Raw genomic sequence first — 15,471 nt, 5'->3', positions numbered from 1 at the left:
GGGTCTGACGATTCAGGCGGGCGCGTAGCTGATGGTGTCACCGGCCGAGACGTCGAGCAGGTCCGCCGCCTCGGCATCGATCACGACGCCGCCATCCACTTGCGTCAGGTTGGCGAGGCAGGCGCGATATTCCGACAGGCGACCGCACGCCACCAGGTGATCGCCGCTGGCAGTGCCCTCGCCAAAACCGACGATCTTGGCGTCGCGTGCGTCCAGGACGGTACGGATGCGATCGGTTTGGGCGATCATCGAAGGGCCGCCATCGAAGATGTCGATGTAGTTCTGGTACGAGAAACCCTCGTTCTCCAGCATCCGCATCGCCGGACGGCCAGAGTAGTGCGGCTGGCCCATCACCTGTCGCGCGCCTTCCGATAGCAGCGCGGTATAGATCGGATGCTTGGGCATGAGGTCGGCGATGAACTGGTTGCCCATGCGCGCGTTGAACTCGTCCGCGTCGCGAAAGCTCATGTCGAAGAAGCGCCCCGCCAACCCATCCCAGAAAGGCGAGTTGCCGGCATCGTCGATCGCGCCGCGCAATTCGGCCAGCGTGCGATCGGCGAAGCGCGCGCGATGGTTGCGAATGAAGAGGTAGCGGCTGCGCGCGAGCAGCTTGCCGACGCCGGCGGATCGCTCGGTGGGATCGAGATAGAGGCCGCCGACTTCGCTCGAACCGTCGAGATCGGTGGTTAGCGTCAGCATCTCGGCGCGGAACGTGCGGTCCAGTTCCTTGGAGTGCTGGGTGATGCGGCCGATGCGATAGGAATAGAAGGGTAACTGGGTGCCGGTCTGCGACATGATCTGGCAGGTGCCGCGGGTGCGGCCGATGCTGGTCCGCTCGGTCGCGGTGTCTTCCAGGATGAAGACGAACAGATCGTCGCCCAAGGTCGAGGGATCGCGCGCGAAGCTGGCGGCGGTGCGCTCCAGCTTGCCGGCGAGTGTGGGCTTGTCGGGCGGCAGGTTGGTGAACCCGCCGCCAGTGCCCTTGGCCATGCGATAGAGTGCGGCGAGATCGTCCTCGCGGGCCGTGCGGACGAGGAAGGTCATGCGGTGGCTCCTGAACCTTGCCGGTCAAGTCGATACATGACCAGCGCGGTCAGGCGGGCGCGGGCATCGAGCGAGGAGGCGATCATGAACTCGTCCGGCGAGTGGATCGCTCCCCCGCACGCGCCCATCGTGTCGATCACCGGGACGCCGCAGGCCGCGATGTTGTTGCCGTCGCACACGCCGCCGGTATCCTTCCAGCCGATCGTGTCGCCAAGATCGCTCGCCGCCTGGGAGACCAGGGCGAACAGCGCCTCGGTCGCGGGCCCGATCGGCTTGGGTGGACGCGCGAAGCCGCCGTGCAAGTGGATCGAGACGTCGTGTAAGGTCGCGACTTCCTCCACCATGGCGGCAATGATCGTCTGCCCGGCGGCCAGGTCGTCGGGTCCGCGTGGGCGCATATTGAAGTGGAGCACGGCGAGATCGGGCACCGTGTTGTTGGGCGACCCGCCCTCGATCCGGGCGGGGTTCACCGTCAACCCGTCGCGCCTGGCGGCATGGAGACGCTGCGCCAGGTCGGCGGCGCCGACCAGCGCGTTGCGGCCATCTTCCGGGTTGCGCCCGGCGTGAGCGGAGCGGCCGGTCACCACTGCGGCGAAGTTGCCCGACCCCGGCCTGGCCCGCGCCATGATACCGCCGGGCAGCGCCGGTTCATAGGTGAGCGCCGCCAGCTTGCCCTGCGCGAGGCTGGCGATCAGCCCGGCGGAGGAAAGCGATCCGGTCTCCTCGTCCGAATTGATCATCACGTCATAGCCTAGCGTCGGATCGGCGCGCTCGTAGGCGACCAGCCCCGCGAGCATGAGTGAAAGACCACCCTTCATGTCGGCGGTACCGGGGCCGTTGAGGGTGTCGGCATCCTGCCACGCGCATGTCTGGAATGGGTGATCGGCGGGATAGACGGTGTCCATGTGTCCAGTCAGCAGCACGCGTCGGGCTGCCTGCGGTCGTACGCTGAGCACCAGATGCCGCCCGGTCTCGATCGGACGGGCCTTCCCGTCGGCGCCGACTTTCTCGACCAGGTCTGGCTCGATCAGCGACACATCGCCGGGCAGGACGGCAAAGGCGTCGGCAAGCCGAGCGGCCATCGCCGCCACGCCCGTTATGTTGCCGGTGCCGCTGTTGATCGATGCCCAGGCAAGCGTGCGATCGAGGATCGGCTGGCGTTCGATCGTTGCAAGGAACGCAGTCTCGTCCGCCGCGATCATGAGGATGCGCCGGGGCGCAGCATGACGGCAATAGCGGCGGCGTTGCCCGCCACATCGGCCGCTTCGAAGCTCGCCATCGGATAGGCGCAGTAATCGGCGGCGTAATAGGCGCTAGGACGATGGTTGCCGCTTTCGCCAAGACCACCGAACGGCATCGAACCCGCGGCACCGGTCGTCGGTCGGTTGCGGTTGACGACCCCGGTGCGGCTTTCCAGCACCAGCCGCTGCCACAGCCCTTCATCGGCGCTGACCAGGCCCGCCGACAACCCGAAGCGGGTGGCGTTGGCAGAGGCGATCGCCGCGTCGAAGTCGGGCACGCGGGTCACCTGGACGATCGGCGCGAAGATCTCCTCGTCCGGCACCACGATGCCGGTCACGTCGAGGATCGCGGGACGAACGAAGGCTGGGCTCATGCAATCCAGCACCTTGAAGCTGCGAACTTGCTCGGCGCCGCGCGCCACCAGTTCATCCACGCGGGCCTTGGCGCCTTGCGCCGCGGCGGGTGAGATCAGCGGGCCGAAGTAAGGTTGCGGGTCGTCGTTCCAGGCGCCGATGATGATTTGCCGCGACAGCGCGTCCACCGCCTCAACGAGTTGGCGACCGAACGCGTTGTCCGGCACGATCAGCCGCCGTGCGCACGAACAGCGCTGCCCGGTCGTGACGAAGCTGGATTGCACGACGATCGACGCGGCCTCGTCGATGTCGCCGTCCCACACGACCAGCGGGTTGTTGCCTCCCAGTTCGAGCGCGAGCAACACATGCGGACGATCCGCGAAGATCCTGCGAAAATGCGCGCCCGCGGCGGCCGAACCGGTGAACAGCAACCCGTCGATCTCGGCTGCGACCAAAGCCTCGCCGGTTTCGCGCCCGCCTTGGACGACCTGGAATACCCCGTCGGGCAAGCCGGCTTGGGCCCAGCATTCGGCCATCGCCGCGCCGGTCGCCGGGGTCATCTCCGATGGCTTGAACACTACCACGTTGCCGGCGAGCAGGGCCGGTACGATGTGACCGTTAGGCAAGTGACCGGGAAAGTTGAAGGGCCCCAGCACCGCCATCAAGCCATGTGGGCGATGGCGCAGCACCGCTTCTCCGAACGGCATCGCGCTGCGGCGCTCGCCCGCACGCTCGGCTTGGGCGGTGATCGAGATTGCCACCTTGCCGATCATCGAGGCGACTTCGCTGCGCGTCTCCCAAAGCGGCTTGCCCGTCTCGCGCGAGATCGTTTCGGCCAGATCCTCGCGCCGCGCCTCCAGTGCGGCGGCAAATGCGCGTGCATGCGCTATGCGCTGATCGAGCGGGAGGGCGCTCCATTTCGGAAAGGCCCGGTGCGCCTGATCGACCGTCGCACGAACCGCGCGGGCATCCGCCTCCTCGCCTTCCCAGACAAGGTCGCCGGTGGCGGGGTCTAACGATTGCAGCACAGTCATGCGCTCCTCGTCACGGCGAAGATGCCGGTGGCATTGCGGCTGTCGAACGTGAGATCGAGCGTACCGCTCGCCGGGTCGATATCGCGACTGATGAATTCGTAGAACGAGCCCGGCACCTCGCGTGCCACTGCGCCTTCCGAGGTGCTGAACCGACGCACCACCTTGTCGGCCAGGATCGCCGTTTGTCGTACGCGGCCATTCGCGGACACTTCGACCGCATCCTTCATTGGATAGCCTTGCGCCTTCAGCCGTTCGGCCAGGGCTTCGACATCGGGCACACGAGTCGTGGCATGGTTGAAGGCGTTACCTTCAGTGGCGATCCAGGCCGCTTCCTTCGAGATATCGAGCAAAGCCACGTAGTCGTTCATCGTCGGCTCTGGGTGATGGCGCCCAAAAGCGGCGAGCAGCGTCGGTAGAAGCATGGTGGCCTGCTCCATTGGCAACGCGCCGTCCTGCGCCAGCTTGTCCAGCAGCGCCTTCGCCTCGGGGCCGACAGGATCGCGCGATGCGCCGAACACCCGCGCGGCGGCCGCCTGTGCCGGCTCGGACAACTGATCGACATGCAACTCGCTGACGAAGAACTGCGGGATCGTGTCGGGCCAGTCGCGATGGACGAAGGCGCGTCCGGTCATCGTCAGGCGGGGAAGCGGGTAGAGCCCGGCGACCGTGTAGCCCAACGGCTCGAGCAGGCGCGCGAATGCCCGGTGCCCGCTGGGTAGCGCGCCCGTCGGCCCGGCGATCGTGCGCAAGGCGCCGTGGTCGAAAACGACCCGCTCGCCCGCCGCATGCAGTTCGGCCACATGGCGGGCCGCGGTGGGAACGCGCGCCAGCAGGTCCGCGAACAAACAGACGTTCAGGGCCATCGCCAACGTGCCGCGCGTGACCGGACGGGCATCGTCACCGAACAACGGCGGGTGGATCGACAGGGTAGCGAGCGCGTCGCTGCCACCGTGCTGGTCCAGCACCAGGGCGGCGAGCGGCGACAGGCCACCGGGTTGATCGAGGCCGGATCGATCAGGAGCGTGGTGCTGGGTCACTTGGATCTCGTCAAACGCATCATGCTTGCCTACGCAATTCGGCGCAGCGCCGCAAACGCGATGGCATCCAGGCGATAACAGGCAAGAGGAAGCAGACATGACCGACACCACGCGCCCGCAAACCGGCTTCATCGGCATCGGCAGCCAAGGCGCTCCGATGGCCGAGCGCATGCTGTTGGCGGGCTATCCGCTGGCGATCTGGGCACGGCGTCCCGACGCGGCGCAGGAGCTCGTCGGCAAGGGCGCGCAATTGGCGCCGACGGTCGAGGCACTTGGCGAGCGGTGCGACCATGTCGGTCTGTGCGTGGTCAACGATCGTGACGTGCTGGACGTAAGTGCCAAGCTGGTTCCGGCGATGCAACCGGGCAGCCTGCTGGCGATTCACTCGACGATCCTTCCCAAGACGGTCGCGACGATCGCGGCCGATTGCCAGGCACGCGGAGTGCATTGCCTGGACGCTCCCGTCAGCGGTGGGTCTCCGGGCGCACTCGCGGGCACGATGACGGTGATGTGCGGCGGAACTCAGGCCGCTTTCGAACAGGCCCATGCGGTACTGGAAAGCTTTGCGCGGCTGATCGTGCTGCTGGGAGAGCCGGGCGCGGGCCAGAGAGCCAAGATCATTAACAACACTCTGATGGGCGCCAACATGGCGCTTGCGCAGGCGGCGATGGTTGCCGGCGAGAGCCTTGGTATCGATCGCGCCAGCTTGGCCGAGTTGATCAATGCCAGCAGCGGACGCAGTTTCGGCTTCGAAGTCTATGCTCGCCTGCCAGCCGCTCAAGCCTTCGCTCACGGCGGCGCTCTGTTGCTGAAGGATGCGGATTTGCTGGGCAAGATACTGCCCGATGATGCCGGATCACGGCAGTTGGTCGGCACGGCGAGGTCCTTCCTCGGGCAGTTCGGCTAGCGCTTGCGGATTGGTGCTCGCTAAGTTCAGAATTGCGCGTAAGTGACGGTTTGATGTGCGAAATCCGCATGTCGACGGCAGACTTCGTTTCGTCATGTTTCGCGCTGCAGCATGGAACCGAATGCCCCCCACGGGCATTTGTAAGCGAGTTACCGATTTCTGAACGGACGCTGCATGAACCACCCTCCAAAAGATCCGATTGTTTCTCGTCCAAAGCGGACTGCTGAGATCCTGTCGATCTTTGAGGGGCCGGACTCGTCGTTGGCCAAAAACCCGGCGAGGCCGATTCGCGTTGCCCTTATCGGGACCTACACGCCGCGAAAGTGTGGCATCGCGACGTTCACGTCCGATATCGCCGACCGACTGCGAGAGTTCCGCAAGGAAGTGGGTGTCGAGGTCTACGCGCTCGATGATCCCGCCGCGCCGCTCGCGTACAACAACGTCACCGAGGTAATCCCGGACACGAGCGCGGAAGCCTACGCTCGCGCAGCCCGCAGCATCAACGAATCGGGCGTCGATGCTGTCTGGCTTCAGCACGAATACGGCATTTACGGACAGGATGATGGCGCGGCGGTATGTGATTTCGTCGATCGCCTGGCCGCGCCACTGATCCTGACGTGCCATACCGTGCTTGCCGATCCATCGGAACGGCAGCACGCCATCCTGTGTCACTTGGTCACGCGGGCATCGCGGATCATGGTTATGTCTCGCCATTCTCGCGAACTGCTGATCAGCAGGTACGGTGCTTCACCTGAAATCCTCGAGGTAATCGAACACGGTGCGCCGGACCGGCCATTCGGGCGGCAGGCCGAGTTCAAGGCGCGCCTCGGCTTGACCAACCGCAAGGTGTTGATGACTTTCGGCTTGCTAAATCCCGGCAAGGGCCTCGAGCGTGCGATCGAGGCTTTGCCGGCGATCGTCGCTGATCATCCGGACGTCGTATATCGGATCGTCGGTGCCAGCCATCCGAACCTGGTCGCCCAGGAGGGGGAGCGGTATCGCGATTCGCTGATGCAACTCGCGAATGATCTTGGCGTCGCAGAGCACATCCAGTGGGACAATCGTTTCCTGGATAACGACGAACTGCTCGATCAGCTCGAATCGTGCGATATCTACATCACGCCCTATCCGAATCTGCAGCAATCAACGTCGGGCACGCTCAGCTATGCGGTCGCGCTTGGCAAAGCGGTGATTTCGACGCCTTACCTCCACGCGGTAGAATTGCTTCGTGACGATATCGGCAAGATCATCGAGCCCGGCTCCAGCGTTGCGATCGCAGATGCAGTGAACGCGCTGCTCGACGATCCGGCCGAGTTGTTGGCATTGCAGCGCCGTTCGTATGCCCGTGGTCGCGAAACGATCTGGCCCCGCTTCGCCGATGCCACCGCCCAGCTTGCGGCCGGTGCGGTGGCGCCGACTCCACGCAGCGCGCCGATTACCGCCACCCCCGGGCTTTCGGGTGTGATCGCCATGTCCGATTCGACCGGCATGCTTCAGCACTCGATCGGCATCGTTCCCGATCGCCGCCATGGCTATTGTCTCGATGACAACGTCCGCGCTCTCATGCTTATGAACGTCGCTGAAGGCATGCATCCGACCGAGCGCATGCGTTGGAGCATGATCTACGCTTCGTTCATTCAGGACGCCTGGAACCCGGAAGCGCGCCGCTTTCGCAACTTCATGCGGTTTGATCGCGGCTGGTGTGAGGATTTCGGTTCCGAGGATTCGAATGGACGCGCGATCTGGACGCTCGGACATACCGCCGAGTGCGCCCCGGATGCTGACATTCGCGATTGGGCCCGCAATCTCTACGAGCGCACGTTGCCACAATTGGGCGATATAGGATCACCGCGCGCGATAGCGTTCCAGATCCTGGGGGCGGCCGCCATGCTGCGGGTCAATCCGGGACATGATACGTCGCTGGCCACTTTGGAGCGTGGAGGAGACTTTCTTGAACGTCTGCTGGGTGGCGGTCGACGCCCCGATTGGGCCTGGTTCGAAGCGGTGCTTGGCTATGACAATCCCCGCCTTTGTCAGGCGATGATCGAAGCCGGAATTGCGCTCGATCGAAGCGACTGGATTGCGTCCGGCATCGAGACGCTGAGCTGGATCTGCAACCGCCAGATCTCGTCCGGCGGCATTTTTCGCCCGATTGGCTCGGAAAGCTTCGGAAAGCCACACACTTACCTGCCGTTCGATCAGCAGCCGCTGGAAGCCCAGGCCGCAATCGAGGCTTGCCTTACCGCCTATCAGGCGACCGGCAACGTGGCATGGTACGATCATGCGATGTCGGCATGGTCCTGGTTCTTCGGACACAACGATCGCGGGGTCCAGTTGGCCGATATGTCGACAGGACGTTGTCGAGACGGGGTGACTCCCAGGGGAGCAAACGCCAATTGTGGTGCGGAGAGTATTCTCGCTTTCCAACTTTCCCACTATGCGATGCTGGCTCTCTATCGGATGTCGACCGACTCGCCCCAAGGAAGCCTGCTTGAACCTGCCCGAGAAACCGCATCGTGAAGCCTTGCATATCTTCGACACCCGGTTGCTTGCCGATCCGTCGAGGGTGGTGCTTCGTCCGTTCCACCTAGGCTGGCAGGGTAAGAACGATCCCGGCGGCCGGGCCAACCGCCTGGTTGCCGATGTGCTGCAACTCACCGAAGATCGCGCCGCGATCGAATATGAGCGGGTCTTGCGCGATTTTGCCGAACGTCATTGGCAGACCGAACGCATCTTCGCCGCTCGCTTCGAAGAGGTAGCGGATAACCTCGACTTGCATCGCGCGGCGTTTTCGCCAACGAAGCAGCGTCTCATCGGCAGCTATTTCTGCCACGAATATACGTTCGCGGCGGCGGCGCTGATGAACCCGTCGATCGTGCCGCATCCCGACCAGTCCGGCATGCAGAACGGCGCGGTGCGGTTCGTGATGTCACTGCGAGCGGTGGGAGAGGGACACATCAGCTCGGTCGCCTTTCGTGAAGGCATCGCCGAGGTCGACGGCAACTTCGAGCTTTGGCCCCAGGCAAGCTTCGGCACATCGGTCGAACTGGACGACGAGGGCCTGGCTTGCGCCGATTGCCCCGTGACCGTGCACCGCAATCCTGATTCGAGCCTGTCGAACACCGTCATCTTCCCGATTACCGAGCAGCAACGAGGTGGTCTTGAGGATTTGCGGCTGGTCCGCTTCGATCACGGTGATGGCGATTACGAGTGGATTGGCACGTACACAGCCTATTCGGGAAGCTCGATCCGCTCGGAACTGCTGCGGACGCGCGATTTCCGCGACTTCGGGCTTGAGCCTATCCGCGGCAAGGCCGGTCGCAACAAGGGCATGGCGCTCTTCCCGGAGAAGATCGACGGTAAGTACGCGATGATTGGACGGCAGGACGGCAAGAACCTGTTCCTGCTGTTTTCCGACGAGATCGATCAGTGGGACGATGATGGCGTGCTGCTGATGGAGCCCGCATATCCGTGGGAGTTTATCCAGATCGGCAACTGCGGCAGCCCGATCCTGACGGACAAAGGCTGGCTGATCCTGACGCATGGCGTGGGCGCAATGCGCAAATACGCGCTGGGCGCGGCGCTGCTCGATCGCAACGATCCGTCCAAGGTGATCGCCCGTTCGCGCGAGCCGGTGCTGACTGCCGAGAACGCGGATCGCTCGGGCTACGTGCCCAATGTGGTCTATACCTGCGGCGCGTTGAAGGTGGGCGAGCGGCTGTTGATCCCCTATGGGATCTCGGACAGCGCGGTAGGTTTCGCCACCAGCCGCATCGACGACCTGCTCGCCCTGCTGGACTGACCGGGCAAGCGCCTATGTGCTGCCCGTCAGCAACGTTGGAAAAACCGGGATCAAACCGGTAATCTCGGTCAGGTGGCGGATACCAGCGGGCGGCGCGTGAAGTAGCCGTAGGTGCAGATGGCCGCATAGCAGACCATCGGCAGCGCCATTGCGATGGAGAGGCTGTGAGCGGTATCGGCCAGGTGGCCTGTCAACGGCGGAATGATCGCGCCGCCGACGATGGCCATGCAGATGACGCCCGATCCATCGGCTGCCTTGTCCCCCAGGCCTTCGCTGGCGATGCTGAAGATAGTCGGGAACATGATCGAGTTCATCAAGCCGACGGCCAGCAGGCTGTAGGCGGCAACGACACCCGTCGAGTTACTAGATACCAGCAACAGCCCGATGGCGCAGGCGGCGCTGAAAGCGAGCGCCTTGCCCGGAGCGACGGTGCGCAGCACCGCCGAACCGATGAATCGACCCACCAGCGCTCCGCCCCAGTACAACGGGATGAGCTTGCCGGCGGCCTGTTCGCCCAGTCCGAGTACGTGCGATTGTTCGAGATAGCTGACGATCAGCGAACCGATCGAAACCTCGGCACCGACGTAGAGGAAGATGCATGCCGTCCCGAATGCGAAGCGTGGCTGGCGCAGCAAGGCGAAACCATCGGCTACCGACCCGCCGTCATGTCGCTCGCCCTTGAGGCGGTTGCGCTGGGTCCAGACGACGGCGGCGACGATCAGCAGCGCTACGGCAAGGCCGATGTACGTCTGTGTAACGACTTGGGTCTCGGCATGGCGATAGGCGTCGAGGGCGCCTCCGGTGAGCTTGCTGGCATCGACCGTCGCCAGGCCGCCCAGGATGAGGATCGATCCCACGTATGGAAAGAGAGTCGTGCCCAGCGAGTTGAACCCCTGCGCGAACGTCAGCCGCGAACCTGCCGTGGCGGGCGGGCCGAGCAGCGAAATCAGGGGGTTGGAAACGACTTGTATGATCGTCACGCCGCTCGCCAGAACGAACAGCGCAAACAGGAACACCCCAAACGTGGCGCTTGCGGACGCGGGGATGAACAGCAGGCACCCCGCCATCATCGCCAGCAGCCCGGCGACCGCACCGCGCATGTAGCCGACTCGTTTGACCAGCAACGCAGCAGGGATGGAGACGAGGAAGTACGCGGCGAAGAACGCCGACTGCACCATCAACGCCTGCGCGTAGTTGAGCGTGAACAGGTCCTTCAGCTTGGGAATGATCACATCGTTGAGCGACGTGATGCCGCCGAAGATGAAGAACAGCGCCATGACGAACACGCGCAACTCCGGCGCATCGATGTGGGCACCGGTGCCTGTGGCAACGTCGGGATCGGTGCTGGTGGCTGCGCGAGCGGGGGTCTGGACCATACACCTCATTGCCAGTGCGATACGGGTGGTGACAAGCACAGACGCGCGCGGAAAACCGATTTTAGGCGTGATGGGACGAGGCGCGATATGCCGGGCCGGTCAAAGCGTGCTTGGCACGGTCGGTCGCTCGGCTATGAGGCATCGATGAGCTTCGATATCGACATCGCGATCCGTCGTGGCGACCGCGAGATCGACGTGGCGTTCCGGGCGGCGACGGGGTTGACGGCGCTGCTCGGGCCATCGGGGGCGGGCAAGACCAGCGTTCTGGATGCGATCGCAGGTCTGATCGTGCCCGACAGGGGACGTATCGCCGTGGCGCAGCAAGTGCTGTTCGATACCCAGGCACGCGTGAACGTGCCGGTCCACGAGCGCGCTTGCGGCTATGTGTTCCAGGACAGCCGGCTTTTTCCACACCGCAACGTATCGCAGAACCTGCTTTATGGCTGGTCTTTAGCTCCCGAGGGACGGCGCTGGATGGACCCGGCCGACGCGGTAGAGTTCCTGGGCATCGGACACCTGCTCGACCGGATGCCGCGCAATCTTTCGGGAGGAGAGGCGCGACGGGTGGCGATCGGCCGGGCGTTGCTGGCTGGCTCGCGGTTCCTGTTGATGGACGAGCCGCTTTCCTCGCTCGATGCCGGGCGTCGCGAGGAGATCATGCGTGTGATCGAGCGGGTTCGCGACGAATTGCGGCTTCCTATCCTTTACGTGAGCCATGAACGCAGCGAGGTGGAGCGTCTCGCCGATCATGTCGTCCAGATGCCGGACTGGTAAAATCAGCGATGCGCAATGCTTGCATCGGCGGCGCAGCGGTCGCATCTGCGTGCGCGTGAAAAGTACCGCATCTTGAAACGGCCCAAGTTTTTGAAGCTGCGCCCCCCAGGGCCAGGTCCGAAGTCGCATGTCGATCTCGATACCGGGTCGACCACGCTGGCGCGCGAGATCGACCGCCGTGCGCCCGACGACGACACCCTAACCGGACACAAGTTGCTGCGTCACGGCAAGGACGCTTTTGCGGCGCGCGTGCTGCTAGCCCGTTCGGCCGAGCGGACGCTGGATGTGCAATATTACATCTGGCACGATGATCTGTCGGGTTCGCTGTTGCTCGACGAATTGAAGGACGCGGCCGGGCGCGGCGTGCGCGTGCGGCTGATCGTGGACGACATCGGCACGGCCAGGCTCGATGCGCGGCTGTCGATGCTGGCGGAGCTGCCCAATTTCGAGGTCCGCCTTTATAATCCCTGCGTCGTGCGTTGGCCCAAGCCGATCAACTACCTCTTCGCCTTTCGACGGCTGAATTGCCGAATGCACGCCAAGAGCTTCACCGTCGACAATCAGGCCACGATCGTGGGTGGGCGAAACATCGGCGATGAATACTTCGCCGCGCGCAAGAAAGGGCAGTTCGCCGACCTCGACGTGCTGGCGGTGGGGGCGGTGGTAACCGACGTGTCGCGCGCTTTCGACCGCTATTGGAACGGCACCGACGTCTATCCCGTGCACGGGGTCGCAAGACGGGTGACCGCGCGCAAACGCCGGCAGGTGGAACAGGCCGCGATCGCGCTGGCGCATAGCGCGAGAGCCCAGCGCTATCGCGACGCCGTGGGCAAGCGCCGGCTGCTGGGCGAGATGATCGACGGCACGGTGTCGATGATCTGGGCCTGCTCGCGGTTGATCAACCACGATTACAGCGACCGCAAGCGGGGAGAGGGCCCCAACGATCTGAGCACGCTGATGCCCGCCGGGCTCGATCGACCACAGCGCGAGCTGGACGTGATATCCGGCTATTTCGTGCCCACGCCCGGAGGCACTGCGCAACTGGCCGCGCTGGCACGAAACGGCGTTAGGGTGCGTGTCCTTACCAACTCGTTCGCCGCTACCGACGTCGGCTTCGTGCACACCGGGTACGCGCCATGCCGTCCCGCCTTGCTGGACGCGGGCGTCAAGCTTTACGAGATGCCGGCGCCTGACGACAAGCCCAAGACGGCGACCAAGTTCGTTCGCACGACTTCGGCCCGGCGGCGGGCCCTGCGCGACGAGGGGCGCAGCCTGCACGCCAAGACGATCGGCGTCGACGGGCGGCAGGTCTATGTCGGGTCGGCCAATTTCGACCCGCGCTCGGCGCACCTCAACACCGAGATGGGCCTGCTGATCGACTCTCCAGAGCTTGCCAGCGGCCTGTCCCGTTCGTTCGATCAGGATATCAGCGAAACCGTCTATTGCCTCAGCAGCGACGGCCATGGGGTTATCAGCTGGACCGACGCGCGCGACGATGATCCCGAACCCGAAAGCACTGAGCCGGGTACGACGATTTTCAGCCGCACGCTGGTTTGGTTGCTGTCGTGCCTGCCGATCGACAGCTACCTCTAGCGTGTCGACCAGCAGGCGTGGCGGCGATCAAAAGGCGAAGTTCACGCCGACGCCGCCCTCGCGCTTGGGCGCGAACTTGACGCTGTCGCCGCGAACGTTGGGCACATAGTCGGTGTAGTATTCCTGGTTCGTCAGGTTGTTGCCCCACACCGAGAACGTGAAGCGACCGCTCGGCTCGGTCCACCCGACGCTGGCGTTGACCAGCACGAAGCCGCCCTCGCGCGAAAAGTTGCCCGGCTGCCAGTATTTGGCCGACGCGTACGAACCGGAGAGCGCACCCTTCAGGCGACCGTCCGCCAGATCGCCTTCGTAGTTGAGCCGCAAGTTGGCGGTCACCTTCGGTGTGCGCACGGTGCGGCTGCCCGAGCTGTCGAACGGTACCAGCACCTGCTGGATCACCGGTCCGGTCGCGCCGGGGATTGGGGCGACGACTTGCGAGGTGGTGAACCGCTTGTACTTGGCGGTCGGTTCCCAGCCGACACCGGCGTTGAACGAGAACCCTGCGCCCAGCTTGCCATCGGCGTTGAACTCCAGCCCGCGCATCTTGGCGCTGGCCGCATTGCTCAGCGTCAGCTGCAGCGTCGGCGGGGTACCCACGAACGAGTAGGCGCTGACCTGGATGTCGGTGTACTTGTAGGCATAGGCGGCGGCGGCGAGGTTGATCCCCGAGACGCGCGCCTTCGCACCCACCTCGAAAGCCGTGATCTTCTCGGGATCGACCGGGATGCCCAACGGCGAGTAGGCGTTGTAAACGCCGCTCTTGAAGCCGGTGCTGGCCGAGGCGTAGACGTTGGCGTTGTCCGAAAAGTCATAGCGGGCCACGGCGCGCCAGGTGGTGCTGTTCCATGTACGCTTGCGATCGACCTGCGGTGCGGCCAGGTTGACCAGATTCTCCCAATGGAAGTCCTTGGTCTCCGAGTTGTAGCGCAGGCCGCCGGTGAGATGGAACTGCCCGAGATTGGCTGTCGCGTCGGCGAAACCGGCGATCGCCTCGCTCTTCATCTTGTTCGTGAAGTTCGACACGATCGTGCCACCGGGCGAATCGCCCGCAATCGTGCGGAAGTACGGATTGCCCGCGTCCGAGTTCCAATAGAACGCGCCGAGCAGCCAGGTGATCGTCTTGTCGGCGCCGCCGGTGACGTTGAACTCCTGACTGAAGCCGTTCTGGTACTGGCTCAGCTGGTTCGATCCGGTGGGCAGGTTGGTGCGGTCGGTATCGGACTGTGACTGCACTTCGACGTGGCGATAGCCCGTCAAAGAGCGCACGCCGATGTCGTCGGCCACCTGCCAGTTCATGTCGAGGCTGAAGCCATAACCCTTGAGGTCGGCCTTGGGCTGGGTGACGCTGGCGTACTTGAACGGCGCGTTGGCGACCGAACCCGGACCGGGAAAGGGGTTCAGCCCGCCCTTTATCATCGAGATGAAAACCGAATCGTTCTGCTGCTTCCAAGTATCGGCTGCGAGTACGGCGGAGAAATCGCTCGACGGTTCTATCAGCAGCTTGCCGCGCACCATGTAGTTCTTCGGCGCGCCGTAATACTCGCCGTCGTTTCCGGCGATGCCCTTGATGAAGCCGCGCCCGCGCCGCACGGCGCCGCTCAGCGATCCCGCCACGCCTTCGGCGATCTTGCCGGTCAGGTATCCATTGGCGCGCACCTCGCGATAGCGAAATCCGTAGTCGAGTCCGAGAGAACCTTGCGTATCGAACGAGGGCCGCCGGGTGACGATCTTGATCGCGCCGCCGGTTGCGTTTCGTCCGTACAACGTACCTTGCGGCCCTTTTAGCACTTCGATCCGCTCGACATCGGCCAGGTCGAAGAAGCCCGAGATCGGCGTGCCAAGCGAAATGTCGTCGAGGTAGACCGCGACGTTGGTCTCATCGCCTGGCGAGGTGCCGGTCGACTGGATACCGCGGATCACCGGCAGAAAGCCGAAGCCATTGTTCACGGTGACGACGCCCGGCGTGGTCTGCTGCAGGTTCACGGTAGAAAACACGCCGGAAGACGTCAACTGGTCGCCCGAGATCGCCGCGACCGACATCGGCACGTCGAGCAATCGCTCGTTGCGTTTCTGCGCGGTGACCACGATCTCGCCGCTATCCGCTCCAGATTCATGCGCTTCGCCCGGCGCAACCTGGGCTGCGGCAATGCTGGCGTGGCTTGCGCAAAGCACGGCTGCGATCATTATCGATGTGCGCATGGTATGTTCTTCCCCCAAACGTCCGCGGCACTTGGGGGGCTTCGCTTTTGCAAATTCGCCCCCGGTGCTCCCACTAGCGCGGAACGGTACGAGCGTGCATCGCCCCAGAC

At 64.2% G+C, this 15,471-nt stretch carries 11 protein-coding genes; 5 read left to right on the top strand and 6 right to left on the bottom strand.

The window, feature by feature from the left end; genetic code table 11:
- Positions 1 to 12: 12 nt before the first annotated feature.
- From ACXJ1Z_RS02635 to ACXJ1Z_RS02620, 4 genes are read right to left on the bottom strand one after another with little or no spacing between them, the layout of a single operon-like run.
- Complete coding sequence (locus tag ACXJ1Z_RS02635; RefSeq protein WP_463779332.1) at positions 13 to 1,044, bottom strand: arginine N-succinyltransferase; 1,032 nt, start codon at positions 1,042 to 1,044, stop codon at positions 13 to 15.
- The gene (locus ACXJ1Z_RS02630; RefSeq protein WP_463779331.1) at positions 1,041 to 2,246 is read right to left on the bottom strand and encodes a hydrolase; all 1,206 of its coding nucleotides are present in this window, start codon (positions 2,244 to 2,246) and stop codon (positions 1,041 to 1,043) included. The genes ACXJ1Z_RS02635 and ACXJ1Z_RS02630 overlap by 4 nt, the downstream gene beginning before the upstream one ends.
- Positions 2,243 to 3,673, bottom strand: coding sequence for a succinylglutamate-semialdehyde dehydrogenase (gene astD, locus ACXJ1Z_RS02625; RefSeq protein ID WP_463779330.1), 1,431 nt, complete (start codon positions 3,671 to 3,673; stop codon positions 2,243 to 2,245). Before astD ends, ACXJ1Z_RS02630 begins: the two co-directional genes overlap by 4 nt.
- Entirely contained in the window at positions 3,670 to 4,659 is a 990-nt protein-coding gene (locus ACXJ1Z_RS02620; protein ID WP_463781146.1) for a 2-oxoadipate dioxygenase/decarboxylase family protein, read from the bottom strand. The genes astD and ACXJ1Z_RS02620 overlap by 4 nt, the downstream gene beginning before the upstream one ends.
- A gap of 148 nt (positions 4,660 to 4,807) precedes the next feature.
- On the opposite strand from ACXJ1Z_RS02620, the gene ACXJ1Z_RS02615 reads away from it, so the two are divergent.
- The 3 genes from ACXJ1Z_RS02615 (at position 4,808) to ACXJ1Z_RS02605 (ending at position 9,419) form a co-directional block, all read left to right on the top strand.
- Complete coding sequence (locus ACXJ1Z_RS02615; RefSeq protein ID WP_463779328.1) at positions 4,808 to 5,617, top strand: NAD(P)-dependent oxidoreductase; 810 nt, start codon at positions 4,808 to 4,810, stop codon at positions 5,615 to 5,617.
- A gap of 261 nt (positions 5,618 to 5,878) precedes the next feature.
- Positions 5,879 to 8,137 carry a glycosyltransferase family 4 protein gene (locus ACXJ1Z_RS02610; RefSeq protein WP_463779327.1) on the top strand — a complete coding sequence of 753 codons (2,259 nt, stop codon included), beginning with the start codon at positions 5,879 to 5,881 and terminating at the stop codon, positions 8,135 to 8,137.
- A complete protein-coding gene (locus ACXJ1Z_RS02605) occupies positions 8,109 to 9,419 on the top strand; it encodes a glycoside hydrolase family 130 protein (protein ID WP_463779325.1) in 1,311 nt (436 codons plus the stop codon). The genes ACXJ1Z_RS02610 and ACXJ1Z_RS02605 overlap by 29 nt, the downstream gene beginning before the upstream one ends.
- A gap of 68 nt (positions 9,420 to 9,487) precedes the next feature.
- Here ACXJ1Z_RS02605 and ACXJ1Z_RS02600 read toward each other — a convergent pair whose 3' ends face one another.
- On the bottom strand, positions 9,488 to 10,795 hold the full coding sequence (locus ACXJ1Z_RS02600; protein WP_463779323.1) for a sugar MFS transporter: 1,308 nt from the start codon (positions 10,793 to 10,795) through the stop codon (positions 9,488 to 9,490).
- Between the two features lie 144 nt (positions 10,796 to 10,939).
- On the opposite strand from ACXJ1Z_RS02600, the gene ACXJ1Z_RS02595 reads away from it, so the two are divergent.
- A complete protein-coding gene (locus ACXJ1Z_RS02595; RefSeq protein ID WP_463779322.1) occupies positions 10,940 to 11,569 on the top strand; it encodes a molybdenum ABC transporter ATP-binding protein in 630 nt (209 codons plus the stop codon).
- Positions 11,570 to 11,659: 90 nt separating this feature from the next.
- Positions 11,660 to 13,162, top strand: a complete 1,503-nt coding sequence (locus ACXJ1Z_RS02590; protein WP_463779320.1) for a phospholipase D-like domain-containing protein — start codon at positions 11,660 to 11,662, stop codon at positions 13,160 to 13,162.
- A 27-nt stretch (positions 13,163 to 13,189) separates the two neighbouring features.
- Here the strand turns inward: ACXJ1Z_RS02590 and ACXJ1Z_RS02585 are convergent, their stop codons facing one another.
- Entirely contained in the window at positions 13,190 to 15,361 is a 2,172-nt protein-coding gene (locus ACXJ1Z_RS02585; RefSeq protein WP_463779319.1) for a TonB-dependent receptor, read from the bottom strand.
- Between the last annotated feature and the right edge of the window lie 110 nt (positions 15,362 to 15,471).

This window comes from Novosphingobium sp. TK46 (assembly GCF_055361525.1).
The sequence above is the reverse complement of the archived record's forward strand: the minus strand, read 5'-3'. Positions and strand labels throughout refer to the sequence as shown.

Coding starts and splice junctions, on each gene's coding strand:
- ACXJ1Z_RS02615 (WP_463779328.1), top strand. CDS start 4,808: ATGACCGACACCACGCGCCCGCAAACCGGCTTCATCGGCATCGGCAGC.
- ACXJ1Z_RS02595 (WP_463779322.1), top strand. CDS start 10,940: ATGAGCTTCGATATCGACATCGCGATCCGTCGTGGCGACCGCGAGATC.
- ACXJ1Z_RS02585 (WP_463779319.1), bottom strand. CDS start 15,361: ATGCGCACATCGATAATGATCGCAGCCGTGCTTTGCGCAAGCCACGCC.
- ACXJ1Z_RS02600 (WP_463779323.1), bottom strand. CDS start 10,795: ATGGTCCAGACCCCCGCTCGCGCAGCCACCAGCACCGATCCCGACGTT.
- ACXJ1Z_RS02630 (WP_463779331.1), bottom strand. CDS start 2,246: ATGATCGCGGCGGACGAGACTGCGTTCCTTGCAACGATCGAACGCCAG.
- ACXJ1Z_RS02635 (WP_463779332.1), bottom strand. CDS start 1,044: ATGACCTTCCTCGTCCGCACGGCCCGCGAGGACGATCTCGCCGCACTC.
- astD (WP_463779330.1), bottom strand. CDS start 3,673: ATGACTGTGCTGCAATCGTTAGACCCCGCCACCGGCGACCTTGTCTGG.